The sequence below is a fragment of the Bacillus sp. 3255 genome (assembly GCF_031456485.1).
Classification (GTDB): Bacteria; Bacillota; Bacilli; order Paenibacillales; family NBRC-103111; genus Paenibacillus_E.
This window is the reverse complement of sequence record NZ_JAVDUS010000008.1, coordinates 52,622-69,115: the sequence shown is the minus strand read 5'-3', so window position 1 is coordinate 69,115 and position 16,494 is coordinate 52,622. Positions and strand designations below refer to the sequence as shown.

Annotated in this window: 13 protein-coding genes; 12 read left to right on the top strand and 1 reads right to left on the bottom strand. The window is 53.9% G+C overall.

The features are described from left to right. Window positions 1–21: 21 nt before the first annotated feature. From J2X61_RS13955 to J2X61_RS13920, 8 genes are all read left to right on the top strand, one after another. Window positions 22–792: a DeoR/GlpR family DNA-binding transcription regulator gene (locus J2X61_RS13955; RefSeq protein ID WP_274467191.1), complete on the top strand. Its 771-nt coding sequence runs from the start codon at window positions 22–24 to the stop codon at window positions 790–792. A gap of 250 nt (window positions 793–1,042) precedes the next feature. Continuing rightward, the gene (locus J2X61_RS13950) at window positions 1,043–2,686 is read left to right on the top strand and encodes a type 2 periplasmic-binding domain-containing protein (RefSeq protein ID WP_274467190.1); all 1,644 of its coding nucleotides are present in this window, start codon (window positions 1,043–1,045) and stop codon (window positions 2,684–2,686) included. A gap of 64 nt (window positions 2,687–2,750) precedes the next feature. Beyond that, complete coding sequence (locus tag J2X61_RS13945) at window positions 2,751–3,668, top strand: ABC transporter permease (RefSeq protein WP_274467189.1); 918 nt, start codon at window positions 2,751–2,753, stop codon at window positions 3,666–3,668. Window positions 3,669–3,687: 19 nt separating this feature from the next. Next, the gene (locus J2X61_RS13940) at window positions 3,688–4,566 is read left to right on the top strand and encodes a carbohydrate ABC transporter permease (protein ID WP_274467188.1); all 879 of its coding nucleotides are present in this window, start codon (window positions 3,688–3,690) and stop codon (window positions 4,564–4,566) included. 183 nt (window positions 4,567–4,749) lie between these two features. Continuing rightward, window positions 4,750–7,035, top strand: a complete 2,286-nt coding sequence (locus J2X61_RS13935; RefSeq protein WP_310188395.1) for a helix-turn-helix domain-containing protein — start codon at window positions 4,750–4,752, stop codon at window positions 7,033–7,035. Between the two features lie 54 nt (window positions 7,036–7,089). Then, window positions 7,090–8,529, top strand: coding sequence for a spore germination protein (locus J2X61_RS13930; RefSeq protein ID WP_274467186.1), 1,440 nt, complete (start codon window positions 7,090–7,092; stop codon window positions 8,527–8,529). Beyond that, the gene (locus J2X61_RS13925) at window positions 8,526–9,596 is read left to right on the top strand and encodes a GerAB/ArcD/ProY family transporter (protein ID WP_310188392.1); all 1,071 of its coding nucleotides are present in this window, start codon (window positions 8,526–8,528) and stop codon (window positions 9,594–9,596) included. Before J2X61_RS13930 ends, J2X61_RS13925 begins: the two co-directional genes overlap by 4 nt. Continuing rightward, window positions 9,593–10,732 carry a Ger(x)C family spore germination protein gene (locus J2X61_RS13920; protein ID WP_310188390.1) on the top strand — a complete coding sequence of 380 codons (1,140 nt, stop codon included), beginning with the start codon at window positions 9,593–9,595 and terminating at the stop codon, window positions 10,730–10,732. The genes J2X61_RS13925 and J2X61_RS13920 overlap by 4 nt, the downstream gene beginning before the upstream one ends. Before the next feature lie 77 nt (window positions 10,733–10,809). Here J2X61_RS13920 and J2X61_RS13915 read toward each other — a convergent pair whose 3' ends face one another. After that, complete coding sequence (locus tag J2X61_RS13915) at window positions 10,810–11,712, bottom strand: AraC family transcriptional regulator (RefSeq protein WP_274467182.1); 903 nt, start codon at window positions 11,710–11,712, stop codon at window positions 10,810–10,812. 162 nt (window positions 11,713–11,874) lie between these two features. On the opposite strand from J2X61_RS13915, the gene J2X61_RS13910 reads away from it, so the two are divergent. The 4 genes from J2X61_RS13910 to J2X61_RS13895 all read left to right on the top strand — a co-directional run bounded on the left by J2X61_RS13910 (window position 11,875) and on the right by J2X61_RS13895 (window position 16,487). Continuing rightward, on the top strand, window positions 11,875–13,638 hold the full coding sequence (locus J2X61_RS13910) for a glycoside hydrolase family 35 protein (RefSeq protein ID WP_274467181.1): 1,764 nt from the start codon (window positions 11,875–11,877) through the stop codon (window positions 13,636–13,638). A gap of 15 nt (window positions 13,639–13,653) precedes the next feature. After that, the gene (locus J2X61_RS13905) at window positions 13,654–14,523 is read left to right on the top strand and encodes an alkaline phosphatase family protein (protein WP_310188389.1); all 870 of its coding nucleotides are present in this window, start codon (window positions 13,654–13,656) and stop codon (window positions 14,521–14,523) included. 332 nt (window positions 14,524–14,855) lie between these two features. After that, window positions 14,856–15,584: an amino acid ABC transporter ATP-binding protein gene (locus J2X61_RS13900; protein ID WP_274467179.1), complete on the top strand. Its 729-nt coding sequence runs from the start codon at window positions 14,856–14,858 to the stop codon at window positions 15,582–15,584. A gap of 30 nt (window positions 15,585–15,614) precedes the next feature. Next, on the top strand, window positions 15,615–16,487 hold the full coding sequence (locus J2X61_RS13895) for a glutamate ABC transporter substrate-binding protein (RefSeq protein WP_274467178.1): 873 nt from the start codon (window positions 15,615–15,617) through the stop codon (window positions 16,485–16,487). The last annotated feature ends 7 nt before the right edge of the window (window positions 16,488–16,494 follow it).

The window sequence follows — 16,494 nt, the reverse complement described above, 5'->3', positions numbered from 1 at the left end:
GTCATAGGCGGGAGGTTATTTATGTCGTTAACATTCGAGGACCGCAGGGTGAAGATCCTGAATCACTTGGAGTTGGAAGGGAAGGTGCAGGTCCTTCATTTGTCGGAGCTGCTTGGCGTTTCGACGGAAACTGTCCGGCGGGACTTGGACCGGCTGGAGAAGGAGGGCAAGCTCCGCAAAGTGTACGGGGGCGCGGTCAAAATGCGCATGGAGCTTGTCGAGCCGCCCTTCGTCAGACGGACGCAGATCATGAAGAAGGAGAAGGCGGCGATCGGCAGGGCAGCGGCTTCGCTCGTGCAGGACGGCGAAACGATTATGCTCGATAACAGCACGACGACGATCGAGATGCTGCCTTATTTGAAGGAGCGCAGCAATGTTACCTTAATTACGCATTCCGTGCCCATTCTGAATATGGCGATGGAGCTGTTCGAAGGCAGAATCATCTTCCTGGGCGGCGAAGTGAATGTGGAGTACAAGGCGGCAACCGGCGCGCTGACCGACCAAATGCTCGATCAATTCAAGGTGAACAAAGCATTCATTTCTGTAGGCGGCATCTCGCTGGCAGACGGCATCACGGACTTCCATCTGGCGGAAGCGGTCATCTCCAGGAAGATGATGCAGCGCTCGGAGGAGGCGATTCTTATGGCCGACCATTCCAAATTCGGCATGTCGACCTTCGCCCGGGTGGCCAAGCTGGACGAAATCTCAATGCTGATCACCGATTCGGGTTGTCCGAAGGAATGGATCGATACGATACAAGGGCTGGGCATTGAAGTGCTGATCGCCGAATAATTCATAGAATCGCTACCGAACCGTGGGCTGAAGCGGCGAAGGAGCGATTTTTTCTTTGTCCGGAAGGGCATTCTCATAAAAAGAAGATGCTGCAAATAGAAGCGATACTCACCATTCCTAAGAAAACAATACGACTCAAAAATAAGCGATATACGGCAGCCGCATGGGCCATGTATGCTTCATTCACAGGGCTAATCCGCAGCGCGGCTTAAGCGCCGGACTATTAACCAACATCAAGGGGAGTGTTTCTATGAGAAGAAATACAGCATGTAAAGTGCTTCCTGTACTTGCCTCCGTGCTCGTACTATCGCTTGTAACCGCTTGTGGCAATTCAGGAGCTAATAAAGAGACGGGCGGGAGCAATGCTCCGGCTGCTACGACGGCTTCCAACAATCCGGTGAAGGTGACCATGTGGACGCCGATGAATCCGAATGCCAAAGCGGTCGTCAAGAGCTTGAACGAGCTTCCGATGGTTCAGGAATGGGCGAAGAAAACGAATGTGACGTTCGAATTCCAGCATTCCTCCGGGAACACGCCGCAAGATGACGTTCAACAATATGGCGTTATGGTCGCTTCCAACAACTTGCCGGACTCCATGCTGTGGAACTGGAACAGCGTGCAGGGCGGTACGGCCAAAATGTTCAAGGACGGCACGATCATTAAGCTCAATGATTTGATTGAGAAAAACGCTCCGAATTTGAAAAAAATTCTCGACGCCAACCCGCAGATCGCCAAACAAATTAAAGCGGACAATGGCGACATCTATGCCCTGCCTCACCTGAAGGTCGGCCAGTACGGTCAGTACAAGACGTTCAGCGGCATGGTGATCCGCCAGGATTGGCTGGAGGAGCTTGGACTTCAAGCGCCGGAAACGATCGATGAGTGGGAAACGGTGCTGCGGGCATTCAAAGAGAAGAAGGGCGTCATTCCTTTCACATTGAATAAAAGCTATCCGCTTTCGTTCGCTGATTTCGCAGGTGCGTACGGCGTCGCGGGGATGTCCACGATTGCCAATGCGAGCTCCTTCTACGTCGATGGCGGCAAAGTGAAGTTCGGCCCTACGCAGCCGGAGTTCAAGCAATATTTGGCGACGATGCAGAAATGGTACAAGGAAGGTCTGATCGATCCGGACTTTGCGTCCAACGATACCAAAACGATGGATGCGAAGATTACTTCCGGCAAAGCGGGAGCGTTCTACGGCTTCATCGGCGGCAGCATCGGCACCTACACGCCGGCGCTGCAGAAGACGGATCCGAAAGCGAAGCTGGCGGCCGTGCAGTATCCGGTCCTTAAGAAAGGCGACGAGCCGAAATTCGTGCAAGCTTCTTGGGAGTATGACAATATCGGCACCGTCATTACGAGTACGAACAAGCATGCGGCGGAGACGGTCAAAGCGATCGACTACCTGTACAGCGATGAAGGTGCGATGCTGAAAAATTTCGGGATCGAAGGCCAAACGTTCACGAAGGTGGACGGCCAGCCGAAATATACCGACCTGATTTTGAAAAATCCGGACAACCTGCCTATCTCTCAAGCGATGGCCAAATATTTCATCGCGAACTATGGCTTCTCCGGTTTGGATGACGACCGCTACAACGACCAGTACTATCAATTGCAAGCTCAGAAGGACGCCGTCAAGCTGTACGCCAAATATGCAAACAACGCCTATAAAGTCATGCTGCCGCCGGTCGTTCTTTCTACGGACGAAGCCAAAGAATCCGCCAAGATCTTGAACGATGTGAGCACGCTGCTGACGGAGCAAATTACGAAAGTCGTGATGGGCGCCGCCAAGCTGGAGGATTACGACAAAACGATCGAGCAAGTGAAGAAGATGAACATCGACCGCGCAGTGGAGATTTACCAAGCAGCGACGGATCGTTATAACAAACGTTAATTGCAGGGCATACGGGGGAGCCGAGTCTCCCCTGTTTCACCACACTCATAAGGGAAGTGAGACCATGGCGAATGCCATTCGGGTTCTACTCGACGACGTCAGAAGAAATCGCGCCATATACCTGATGGTACTGCCGGTTGCGCTGTACTTTTTCATTTTCAAATATTTCCCGATGTACGGCGCTGTGATCGCCTTCAAGGATTTCAGTCCCGCCAAAGGCATTTGGGGCAGCGATTGGGTAGGCTTCGAGCATTTCAAGGATTTCTTTCAAAGCTATTATTTTTTCCGCGTACTGCGCAATACGTTCCTGATCTCTTTCTATAATCTCGTCTTCGGCTTCCCGGCGCCGATCATTCTCGCCATTCTGCTGAATGAAATTCGCCAGAAGCTGTTCAAATCGATCGTTCAGACGATTTCCTACCTGCCCCACTTTATATCCATTGTCGTCATTTCCGGATTGATTATCGATTTTACGAACCGCGGCGGTATTGTGAATTCCTTCATTATGTTTTTCGGCGGGCAGGACTCTGCGCTCATGAACGATGCCGGCAATTTCCGGACCATTTTCGTTTCCACATCGATCTGGCAGGAGCTGGGCTGGTCGTCCATCATTTACTTGGCTGCGCTCAGCGGGATTAACCCGGAGCTGTATGAAGCGGTTCGCGTCGACGGGGCCGGACGTTTCCGCCAAATTTGGAGCGTCACGCTGCCCGGACTGATTCCGACGATCATGATCCTGCTTATTCTGCGGATCGGGGGGCTTATGGAGGTCGGTTTCGAGAAGATCGTCCTGCTCTACAACCCGAATACGTATGAAACGGCGGATGTGATCTCATCCTTCGTCTACCGGGAAGGGCTCGCTCAAGGGAATGATTACAGCTATACGACGGCTGTCGGACTTTTCCAATCCATGATCAACTTTATTCTACTGATTAGCGCTAACAGCATATCCCGCCGATTCTCAGGCAGCCGGTTGTGGTAGCCGACAGGAGGAACTCACAATGAAACTAAGCGCCACGGAGCGTCTATTTGATATCGGTAATGCCATTCTGATGCTTTTGCTTATCGTCTGTACGTTGTACCCGTTCTACTACGTGTTCATGGCGTCGATCAGCGATTCGAATCTGCTTATTCAGCACACGGGACCTTTGCTCGGACCGCTAGGGTTTAACTTGACGGCGTTCGAGAAAGTGATCGCGAATCCGAACATTTTGAGCGGATATGGGAACACCTTGCTGATCCTCATCACGGGTACAGCGGTTAACCTGTTTTTCACGACGCTTGGCGCCTACGCGCTGTCCAGGAAGTTCGTGCTCCGCAAGTTCATTATGATCTCCATCGTCTTTACGATGTACTTCAGCGGCGGCTTGATTCCAACCTACCTGCTCATTAACAATTACCTGCATATGGGCAACAGCTTCCTTGCGCTGATTATCCCTGTCGCGGTTTCGACGTGGAACCTGATCATTATGCGGACTTCGTTCGAAGCGATCCCCGAGGGACTGATGGAATCCGCCAAAATTGACGGCGCGGGCGAATGGCGGATTTTGTTCCAGATCGTAGTGCCCTTATCGATGCCGGTCATTGCCGTGATGGTGCTGTACTACGGTGTAGCCCATTGGAATTCCTGGTTCAACGCGATGCTTTTCCTGCATGACCGGGATAAATTTCCGCTGCAGCTCATCCTGCGGGAAATTCTCGTCCAGAACAGCACGGACTCGATGACGACCGGAACGGGCAATGCCAACGATACGCAAGCGATCGGAGAAAGTATTAAATACGCGACGATCATGGTCGCGACCCTGCCGATCCTAATCGCTTATCCGTTCCTGCAGAAGTATTTCGTGAAGGGCGTAATGGTCGGAGCGATTAAAGAATAGCAGTATGATCCCAGGGCCTGTCTTCTTTTTGGTTATTCCAAAAGAGGGCGGGATATTTGGGTTTGCGGCGTTGGCAGCATGGATATACCTAAAAAAAGACGATCGTGCAAAAATCGTAGATGTACATGCGGGGCTGAAGATGGGATAATTCGCATACAGCATGAGTAAGGGAGGGGCTTCTTCATGAAGCGCAGCGTATTTCTTTTCTGGCTATATTCGAATTTGACCATTCTCTGTATCCCCATCGTGATCACGATGCTGGTGCTCTTTCAATCGCAAAATTTGCTGAGCTCGGAGGTCATCCGGTCCAATAAAGCGCTGCTTAATCAGGTGAAGCAATCCCTGGACAACCAGTTCAAAGATATCAAAAGAATGGGTCTGCAGCTCTCATTGGACCCGAAGGTGATCAAATACGTCAATCAATCGGAATTTACTTCTTCACAAGTGAAAATCGACACGCTCGATCTTATCACGTCGCTGCGATCCTATGCAGCCTCGAACGGGGATATTACGGACCTGTATGTATACCTGAAGAAACAGCATTTCGCCGTAACCACGTCGACAATGAATCAGGATGAGCTGCTGTATCAATTGCTTCACGCCGGCAATCCGGGCCTGACGTTCGACAAATGGCAGCGCAGCGTGGAGAACATTTATTTCGGCAATTTCCTGCAGCTGGCCGAGAACGACTTGGTATATTTGCAGTCGCTGCCGATTCAGAACGCCGACGAGGCGCCGGCGACGCTTGTCGTGATGCTGAATGCGGAACGGCTTAAAGCGGCTATCTCGAACATCCAGCTCGCCCAGGCCGGCACGGTGCTCATTCTGGATTCCAGCAATAAGCCGCTCATGGTCGCGGGCGAATCCCAGCATGTGCCCGATATCGATTATGCCCAAATTGCCGCCTCGGAAGGATCGTTCAGCCAGCGATGGGGCCGGGAAGAGGTGACCGTTTCCTACGTATCCTCGGTGGAGAACGAGTGGAAATATGTGTCTATCGTGCCGACCAAAATTTATTCCGCGAAAGTAGACCAACTGCGCAGCTGGATTTATGCGGGGTTATTCATGTGCATCTTCGTCGGCGGACCGATGTCCGTCTGGCTGACCCGCCGGCATTATATGCCGCTTCGCCGCATGGTGGATATGGTGTCGCCGAAGGTGAAGTCGAACATGCAGGGCATTAAGGACGAGTTCCTGCTCCTGCAGTCCTTCATGTCCGAGAACGCCGCCTTCCAGGACACGGCGAACTCAACGATCCGGAAGCAGCAGAACGTGCTGCGCAGCCACTTCCTGGCGCGTCTGCTAAAGGGGCGTGTAGAGAGCGGGTCGGCGCTATCGCAATCAATCGCTTCTTTCGATCTGCAGTTCGACACGAACCGGTTCGCAGTGCTGCTGTTTCATATCGGCGATTATGAGCAGCTCTTTAACGACAACTCTTTGCGTGATGCCGAATCCAAGCTGCAGTATGTGTACTATATTGTGACGAACATTACCGAGGAATTGATCGGGCGCAAGCACAAGGTGTTCACGACGGAAGTGGACGGCATGGTCGCTTTCCTCGTCAATATCCAGCATGAGGATGAAGCCCAGGCGAAGCAGGATCTGATCGAAGTCGCCCAAGAGGCGCAAGCGATCATTCAAGGGAAGTTCTATATCCAGCTGACGATCGGCATCTCGGATATTCATCCGACGCTGGCCGGCATCCCGCATGGATTCGACGAGGCGCTGGAGGCGCTCGAATATAAATTCGTCATCGGTCCCAGCCAGATCATTCCGTTCGACCGCATCAAGCGTCCGAAGCACGAGCTGTACTATCCGCTCGATATGGAACGCCAGCTCATCAATCATATTCGGACGGGACAATACGAAGAGGCGATGGAGGCGGTCAGTGAGCTGATCGTGACGAACGTCTCGGACGGCACCTTGTCGCTGCAGCTCGGCAAGCTGCTCATGTTCGAGCTGATCGGGACGATTCTTAAGGCGATCGAGCCTCTGGATCAAGGGCCGAACGAGCTGGCCGTGGAGAAGCATGCGCTGATTAAACAGCTGACACAGTGCGAATCGTTCGCGGAAATTGAGGATGAAATCTATAAGTTTCTGAGAACGGTATGCGAATACGTCGATTCCAAAAAGAAAAGCCACAATACGAATCTGAAAGATCACGTATTGCGTTATATCGACGACAATTTAGCGGATATGGATTTGAGCCTGACGTCCTTGTCGCTGAAATTCGAAGTGAATGCCCCGTATTTATCGCGCTTCATCAAAGAGCAGTCCGGGGAAACCTTCATCGACTACGTCAATAAGCAGCGGGTGGAGCTCGCCAAAAGGCTGATGCTCGACACCGATGATACGATTACGGAGATCACGACGAAGGTCGGATTCTCCAACAGCAATACGTTTATACGCGTTTTCAAGCGCTATGAAGGGATAACACCGGGTCAATTCCGCAAAGGCGAGCACGGATAGAAAGAAGATCATGGCAAATACTACCCGTATAGTGACAAGACGGGGGGAAGCGGTATGAATTTGCCTCAGGATTTGCCTCAGGATGGGGCCCGGATCTCGGTAGAGATGAATACGAATAGGCAGAAGCTGTTCGAACGCTTTCATTCCTCCGATGACGTACGCACCCGTGAATTTCGCCTGCATGGCGCACAGGGTGCTATTCTTTATTTGAACGCAGCGGTTGACCGGGCCAAGCTTCAGAACGATGTCTTGAAGCCGCTGCTGCAGTCGACGGAGGGCGAGCTGCAGGATATTCTTCCGATCCTTGATATGGAGACGGCGGCCGATCTGGAAGCGGCAGCCGACGGTATGCTGCAAGGCAAGTGCGCCATTCTGCTGGATGGGAGCGCGGCTATCGTTCTGGCCGATGTGAGCGCGACGATCGAGCGCAGCATCACCGAATCGCAGAATGAGCAAGTGATTCGCGGCTCTCACGAGGGCTTCGTCGACGACGCGGATATGAATATGCAGTTAATTCATAGGCGGCTTAAGAATCCCAATCTCATTGAACGGAACTTTACGCTGGGGGCGAAGAGTCCTGTTGCCGTGAAGCTGCTGTATATGAGCGATATCGCCGAGATGACCATTGTCGATGAGATCATCGCCAAGCTCATGACGAATGAAGCCGTCTTCATCAAATCGCCCGGACAGATTCTGAACCGGATGGAGAACAGCCGCTGGTCGCTGTTTCCGCAAATGCTGTATGTGGAAAGGCCTGACAGCACAGCCGCTCATTTGATGGAGGGCCGGGTCGTCCTGCTCGTGGACGGCAGTTCGTTCGCCGTCATTCTGCCCGTGACGTTCTTCATGTTCTTTCAAGTCGCAGACGATTTCAATGTCCGGTGGTGGAACGGGACTTTTTTTCGTTTCTTGCGGCTTCTGAGCGTTGTCATCGGAATCGGGCTGCCCTCGGTTTATATTGCGATCGTATCCAACCATTTCGAAGTGCTGCCGATCGATCTGCTGTTCTCACTGAAAGCCTCGCTGGAGAATGTCCCTTTCAATCCTCTTATCGAAGCCATGTTCATGATTACCGTGCTGGAGCTGCTGCGGGAAGCGGCGATTCGGCTGCCCAAACCGATTGCGTCGACATTGTCCATTGTCGGAGGTCTCGTGATCGGCAGCGAGGTTGTCAGCGCCGGGTTGGTATCTACGACGATGATCGTCGTCATTTCCTTGACTGCTGTCGCCTCCTTCAGCATACCTTCCCATGAGATGCGCCTGGCGGTTCGGCTGATCTCCTTTCCGCTCATGGTTGCGGCGCTGCTGCTTGGCTTTGCCGGAATCGGGTTCGGCTTTTCACTGCTGTTCATGCATTTGAGCAAGCTTGAAACGTTCGGTGTTCCGTATTTTTATCCGTTTACCCCCTTTGAGCCCCGCCGCATCTTGACTGCGCTCATTCAGTTTCCGAAGCGAATGTTCAGCCGCAGCGCGAAGGATGGGAGAGCGTCATGAGTCGAATGCAGCTATTTGCTTTTATTTTGCAGACACAGGTAGGCATTGGGGTGTTGTCTTTTCCGAACGTGCTGCACGAATCCGCCGGTGTGGACGGATGGATGTCCGTAATCTTGGCGGGAGCGGTCGTCCAGCTCATACTTCTTATCTATATCGCTTTGTGCAAAAGATACCCGGGGTACAATCTCTATACGATGATGCCGGAAATATTCGGCAAGTGGCTCGGGAATGCGGTCAATGCCATCTATCTGATCCATTTCATCTTCATATCGTGTGTGATTTTGCTGCTGGAAATGGTGTTCGTCGAGCTATGGGTGCTGCCTTTCACCGATCCGTGGATGATTCTTACAGCCAATTGTCTGGTGTTCCTCTACTTCGCCGGAGAGAGTCTGCGAATCATTGCCCGCTACCAAGTCATGGTCTCGTTGCTGCTCGTCGTCATGATTGCGCTCCTGCTTACTAGCTTTCAAACGATGGATTACCGCTATATGCTTCCGATCGGACAGCAAGGCTTAATGGCGATTATGGCCGGAGTCAAAAGCTCCATCATTTCCTTCCTCGGCTTCGAGCTGTTCCTGGTCGTCGCCTCCGACGTACAGACGGAAGGGAAGAGCATGATCGCACCCGTTCTATGGGCTAACGGCATGGCTACGGCTTTCTTCCTCGTCGTGGTCGTGCTGATCTTCTTGAACTTCAGTCCGGAATCGCTCAGCTTCATTCCGCAGCCGGTGCCTTATTTCCTGAACGGGATAGCGCTGCCTTTCCTGGAGCGGATGGATTTGATCTTCCTTTCGGTGTGGCTCGTGAAGGTGACGGCTACCTTGATCAGTTACCTGTTCGCGGCAGGGAAAGGGCTGGGCTATTGGTTTCACCGCAATGAGCATAAGCGAAGCATCTACTATCTGGCCCCGGCGATCTGTCTGGCCGGTATGTTATGGCGCTCGGAGGAACGCATCCTGTGGCTTCAGAAAATCGTCGAATACGAAAGTTATGTCGTCATCGGCCTGCCGATGCTTATTTTCCTGTACGTATGGATGAGAAGCAAAAAAGGGAGGCCGGCAGTATGAAAAGACGGGGATTCTTCGGCTTGTTTGCCGTTCTGCTGCTCGCGGGGTGCAATTATCATGCGGATTTGAAAAATTTGCAGCTGATTTACGCAACCTCACTGGATACGAATGAGAACAACGAAATCGTCACGACGGTAACGATTCAATCGCCCGGCGGGGAAGAACGAACCGTACCGATTCACGAAGTGCTCTCCGCTTCCGGTCCGACCATGCAGGACGCGCTGTATAAGAAAATCGGCCTGCAAATCTCAGGCCCTATCGGCACCTCCAAGAATCAAGTGATGCTGATCAGCGACAAGCTGGCCAAAACCGATCTCTTGGGCATCCTTGATTCCACCTTCCGCAGTTCCACCGATCCTATGCTTGCCAAAGTCGCCATTGTTCACGGTACGGCAGCCGATTTGGTCAAACTGGATCGGATCGGTTCCGCTACAGCCGGGGAATATTTGCGCAAAATTCTCAAAAGCGCCCAATATGAGACGATGGTTCCGAAGGTTACCGTGCATTCGATCTATCCGGCTCTTCACGATCAAGGCAAGGATATCGTCATTCCGATTCTCCGCAAGGGCAACAGACTATCGAAGGAGTCGGATAAAGACAAAGCTGTTATTGACGGTTTGGCGCTGATTCATAAGCGCAAGTATTCAGGTTATGCCCTCACCCCGGAGCAGTCGTCCTTGTTTCTGTTGATGAACGGTAGCCTGGGCAAGATTTGTGTGCTTACCCGCCAAATAGAAAAAACCGAGGGAAAGAGCGAACCGACAGACTTCTTGTCGCTGAGTATCGCCAGCTCCAAACGCAGTAAGAAGGTTACGGTTCTGCCTTCCGGGCAAATTCAGGTCAACATGCAGCTGAAGCTGAAAGCGAATGTGATTGAATACGCCAAATTCAAACTTCTGGACAGGCCGACCATCGAGCGGCTGAACGATAAGTTCTCCGAGCTGCTCACACAGGAGTCTCAGGACATCTGCAAGCTGCTGAAGCGGGCCCATTCCGACGCCTTCGGCATCGGGCGGGATCTCATCGCTATGCATCCGCAGGAATGGAAGCGATTGGATTGGGAGACGGCGTACCCGGAGACGGACTTCCAGGTTGCCGTGAAAGTGGAAATCGTAGCGCACGGGATTATTAATTGAAGAGGATGTCCGGCGGACATCCTCTTCAATGCGTTGGCCGGGGGAGACGGCCAGAACAAGCCGGGCGAAGCGCGTAGTTATTGCGTCGTATGGTGGCGCGGCTTGAATTCGCTCGGCGACTGCCCGGTCCAGCGCCGGAACTGCCGGGAGAAGTGGCTGGCCGAGTGGAAGCCGAGTTTCTCCGCGATCTCCGTCATCGGCAGATGCGTCGTGACGAGCAGCTCCTTGGCCAGCTTCAGCTTCTGCTGGCTGACGTATTGGCGGGGGGAGAGGCCGTACACTTTGGCGAACAGCTTGCTGCACCAGCTGCGGCTGAGATTCATCTCCTTCGCAACCCCCGCCACAGTTGCCTCCTCGCATAGGCCGAGCGAGAGCTTCTCTTCGATCATGTGAGCGACATCGGCGGCGAACAGCGAAGGATCTTTATCGGGAGCGGGACGGTTCACGCTCGTTGAGCCGTGCTCCCGCAGCAGGCGGAGTACGTCGTGAATGATGAGCAGCGTGTACGACTGCACCAGCAGCTTGTCCTCGAAGCGCAGCAAGGAGGGCTCCGGCATCGCTTCCTCTCCGAGCTCGCCTCGATTGCGGCGCATGACCGCCTCCAGCTCGTCTACGTAGAAGCGCAGCTTGCTGTGCCCGGCAGCTTCGCTGCGGATAAGCCGGTATGGCGTCGCGGCCAGCAGGCTGCGGATTTCCGGATCGTCGAGATCGAAATGCACGTTGAAGAAGCCGTAGTCCGAAGCCGCAAGATTCGTCGACTGGTGCCTGACGCCGGATTTGATGAGCAGCCAATCGCCTGCCTTCATCGTCACCGCATCGCGGTGCATCTCTTGCACGACCTCCCCTTGGGAGCAGTACACCAGCTCGAACAGATGATGGTGGTGCCGCGGATAGTGCCAGCCCGAAGGCTTCAAACCGAAGTGGCAGCCTATCACTTGCAGGGTGTTGACAATATTGGGGAAACGATATAATTCCTCCACCGGCGGTTCCTCCCGATTCACGTATATTTGTTTCATCATAACACGCAAGAGAACACATTTGGTATAGAAAATGACACATATGGGGATGGAGATCGGAAGGGCTTTCGGCGATGATGAATGTAACGCAAGAACGAACAGCATTCATCGTCCGGAGGGATCATTGTGGCTATTTTACTAGCGAAAGACCGACAGTTTCTATTAGATGGGAAGCCGTTTCAAATATTGTCCGGGGCCATTCACTATTTCCGTGTTGTGCCTGAATATTGGGAAGACCGGCTGCTCAAGCTTCAAGCGTGCGGTTTTAATACCGTCGAGACTTATGTGCCTTGGAACTTGCATGAACCGCAGGAGAACGAATTTAACTTCGCAGGCATCGCCGATCTCGAAAGCTTCGTAACGCTGGCGGGTAAACTCGGGCTGCATGTGATCGTGCGTCCCAGCCCTTACATTTGCGCAGAATGGGAGTTCGGCGGTTTACCCGCTTGGCTGCTGCAATATCCGTATATGAAGCTGCGCTGCATGGATGCCGGCTACCTGCAGAAAGTAGACCGTTACTACGATGAGCTGATCCCTAGGCTGGTGCCGCTGCTTAGCACGAACGGCGGGCCGATCGTGGCGATGCAGATCGAGAATGAATATGGCAGCTATGGGAACGACACCGCTTATTTAACGTACCTGCGCGATGGATTGACGCAGCGCGGGGTCGATGTCCTGCTATTCACCTCCGACGGTCCCGAGGATGGGATGCTGCAGGGCGGGACGGTTCCCGGCACCCTGGCTACCGTCAACTTCGGCTCCAGACCGGAGGAGGCGTTCGAGAAATTCCGCGAATACCGTGCGGACGAACCTCTCATGTGCATGGAGTATTGGAACGGTTGGTTCGACCATTGGCTGAAGCCGCATCATACGCGCGATGCGGGCGATGTGGCGGACGTGTTCGACCGCATGCTGCGCGCAGGCGCCTCCGTGAACTTCTATATGTTCCACGGCGGGACGAACTTTGGCTTCTATAACGGGGCGAACTATGGCGAGAAGTACGAGGCGACGATCACCAGCTATGACTATGACTCGCCGCTATCCGAATGCGGAGATGAAACGGAGAAGTTCAGAGCCGTCCGCAGCGTCATTGCACGATATTTGGGTCAAGATGAAAGTGAGTTCCCGGCGTTCCCGGCACCTCAACCGAAGAAGAACTATGGCGCGGTGCAATTATCGGAGAAAGCCGATCTGCTTGGCAGCCTGGAGCGGCTTGCCAAGCCGGTCCGGCGCACCTCTCCGGAACCGATGGAGATGATAGGTCAGAGCTATGGCTTCATCGTGTATTCGACCCGCGTCTCCGGTCCGCGTACCGGCGAGAAGCTGCACTTGCAGGACGTGCACGACCGCGCGCAAGTTTTCCTGGACGGCGTCTGCCAAGGCACCGTGGAACGCTGGAATCCGCGTCCACTGGAGGTGGACATTCCGGCCCAAGGCGCGCAGCTGGATATCGTCGTCGAGAACATGGGACGCGTGAATTACGGACCGAAGCTGAGGGATTACAAAGGCATAACGGAAGGTGTGCGTCTGAACAACCAATTTCTGTTCGACTGGACGATCTATCCGCTGCCGCTTGATCATACGGACGCCATTCCGTTCACTGGAGATAACCGGGGAGACGAGCAGACTGTGGAGCGTCCCGCGTTCTACCGCGGTTCGTTCACGGTAGAAGAACGGGGAGACACTTTCCTTCGATTGGACGGGTGGACCAAAGGCGTCGTTTGGATCAACGGCTTTAATCTGGGGCGCTATTGGGCGGAAGGCCCGCAGCGCACGCTGTACGTGCCGGCTCCGCTGCTGCGGGACGGAGTTAACGAGATCATCGTTCTGGAGCTGCACGGTACGGAGAAGCCGGTTGTTGAGCTGTCGGATACACCCGATCTGGGATGAGTCGGAGGGATGAACATGACAAACAAGAAGATGAGGCCCGAAGCAGGCGTCCCTAGTCGCTCGGATTCCTCGTATCAATCGATTCAAAGGGTTATTATTCTGGGGATTGATGGGGCAGGGGCGTTCGTCCGGGAAGCGGCGACCCCCATTATCGATGTGCTGCTGGCAGGGGGCGTGCAGACGTATGGAGCGCAGACGGTCTATCCGTCCAACAGCGGAGAGTGTTGGGGGTCGCTGCTGCATGGGGTAACGCCGGAACGGCATCGCTCCCATCTGCATATTCAGCATAATGCCAATTACCCGGCGGGCTCCCCGGTTCCATCTTTGTTTGACATGCTGCGCACGGCGCGGCCCGGCAGCGTCATGGCTTCCTTCGTTTCATGGAAGCCCATTCTCACCGGCATTATCGAGGATGTGCCGGATATCAGCAAATTCAGCGCTCCGGATGAAGAGCTGGTTCCTGCCGTCACGGCATATATCCGGACGAATCCCGGGCTTCAGCTGCTGTTCGTGCAGCTGGACGATGCGGATGCCGCCGGGCACCGGCATGGATACGGCTCGCCGGATCATCTGCAGGCGATCTCCCGGGCGGACCGGCAGATCGGCGACATCAGCCGCGCGCTGTTCGAAGCCGGGATGCTGGAGGACAGCCTGATCATCGTCACGACGGATCACGGCGGCGGCGGCCTGGATCCGTTCGAGCACGGGAGCGACGACCCGCTGGATATGACCATCTTCTGGGGCTGCCGGGGCCCCGGCATTCGTCCGGCCGCGGACTTAACCGGCCTGTCCATTATGGATACGGCGGCTGTCGCCTTGCACGCCTTGGGTCTGCCGATCCCGGGCGATTGGGACGGCAAGCTGCCGGAGGGCCTGCTGGAGTAGGCACGTCCCCCTGCCCGTGAGCGCTCCGATCCGCCGGAGCGAGAGACACCTTTACTTTGCACTTTGTGCATCGTAAAGGTGTCTTTTTTGATGCCGAAGCACGATGTTGCACAGTTCGTCTCAGTGCCGCCAGGGACAATCCTGTTTCACCCCTGCCCAAGGCGGTTAAACACATAGAGAATCGCTTGGTGTCCATACTTTATTTTTTATCTCCATGTCGGATTGTATAAGATTTCATAGTTCGACTATAAGATTTAAACACATCAAGTGTAAGTTAACATGACAAATAGTTTACATTGTTAAGTTCTTTTTAGAGCGAAGGGGGGGTTCCGTTGATCTCATTTCGGCAGGTAGAGAAGCATTACGGAGAATTTCATGTGCTCAAGGGAATTGAATTGGGGATCAAGCAGGGAGAAGTCGTTGTTGTCGTCGGACCGTCGGGTTCGGGCAAAAGCACACTGCTCCGCTGTATCAACCGGCTCGAAACCATCACCAGCGGGGAGCTGGTCGTGAACGAGTTCAAGGTTAGCGACAAGAGGACGGATATCAACAAGCTGCGCAGAGATATCGGCATGGTGTTCCAGCATTTCAATCTGTATCCGCACAAGAAGGTCATCGACAATATTACGCTCGCCCCGATGAAGGTCCTCGGCCTATCGAAGCAAGAAGCGGAAGAGACGGCGATGTATTATCTGCAGAAGGTGGGTATAGGGGATAAAGCTCAGAGCTATCCGTCCCAGCTATCCGGCGGCCAGCAGCAGCGCGTAGCCATTGCCAGAGGTTTGGCGATGAAGCCGAAAATCATGCTGTTCGACGAGCCGACCTCGGCGCTCGATCCCGAGATGGTCGGCGAGGTGCTCGATGTTATGAAAGCGCTAGCGCACGAAGGCATGACGATGGTGGTGGTCACCCACGAGATGGGCTTCGCCCGTGAGGTGGCGGACCGGGTTGTTTTTATGGACAAAGGGCAAATCGTCGAAGAATCTCCGCCGGAGCAGTTTTTCGTGAACCCGCGAGAGGAAAGGGCGAAGCTGTTTCTCAACCGCGTGCTTCGCCATTAGAACTTATAACCAATAGGGAGATGATACCGTATGATCTCAAAAAAATGGAATTTTATCGTCATGTTAACCGCCGTATTCGCACTGGCAGGCTGCGCTTCAACGTCTTCCACGGGCGGGGCGTCCAGCTCGCCGGCCGGTACGGCCGCAGCCAGCACGGCTCCGAGCAGCGCCAAGCCGGCAGGCGGAGCATCCGTTCTGGATGAAATCAAGAGCAGAGGCAAGCTGGTCGTCGGTGTCAAATACGATACGAAGCTGTTCGGACTGAAAAATCCGACCGGCGGCGAAGTCGAAGGCTTCGACGTAGATATCGCCAAAGCGCTGGCCAAAGACTTGCTCGGCGACGAGAAGAAAATCGAGCTGAAAGAAGTGACGTCCAAGACGCGCATTCCGATGCTCGACAACAAAGAAATCGACATGATCGTGGCGACGATGACGATCACGGATGAGCGCAAGAAGCAGGTGGAATTCTCGGATGTGTACTTCAAAGCCGGACAGTCCCTGCTGGTGAAGAAAGGCTCCCCGATCAAGAGTGTGGCGGATGTCAAAAAAGGCACGAAAGTGCTGGCGGTCAAAGGCGCTACATCGGTGGCGAACATCAAGGCCAAATCGCCGGAAGCAACGGTGCTGGAATTCGACAACTACCAGGATGCGTTCAGCGCGCTGAAAGCGGGGCAAGGGGACACCTTGACTACCGATAATGCGATCCTTTACGGCATGATGGCACAGGACCCGAACTTCGTCGTCGTGGGCGAGCCTTTCACGGATGAGCCTTACGGCATTGCGATGAAGAAAGGCGAGACAGCGCTGCAAACAGCGGTCAACGACAGCTTGAAGAAGCTGCAGTCCAGCGGTGAGTACGACAAGATTTATAAGAAATGGATCGGCGAGGCGCCATCCAAATAACAAGAAT